A 275-nucleotide genomic window follows, 5' to 3' on the forward strand; every position below is an offset into this window, starting at 1 on the left:
GCCGGTGCTGCTGAAGCACCGGCCATGCGGCATGCGGTCAGGATAGCGACGGAAAGCAACAGCGGCAGCAACGAGGACGGGGCGTCGGCAACAACCGAACGCCCTGCCATGGCGGAGACACGACGAAACGCTGTAGCAGCCCAACGAACGGAATCACGAACGGTCGTGCTGCTACGGCGTTTTGCCAAAGACGGTGATGCGAGACATGTACGCAACGCAGTGTGCTACGACACGCGCGACGCATTCCATTGCGGCGTCGATGACTGAGTTGATAG

At 61.1% G+C, this 275-nt stretch carries 1 protein-coding gene; it reads left to right on the forward strand.

The window, feature by feature from the left end; translation table 11 throughout:
• Positions 1-267 (forward strand): hypothetical protein (locus SB786_RS36215; RefSeq protein WP_410731573.1); only part of this gene is annotated, 267 nt, incomplete at its 5' end.
• Positions 268-275 lie beyond the last annotated feature (8 nt).

This window comes from Burkholderia sp. SIMBA_062, assembly GCF_046534765.1.
Classification (GTDB): Bacteria; Pseudomonadota; Gammaproteobacteria; order Burkholderiales; family Burkholderiaceae; genus Burkholderia; species Burkholderia ambifaria.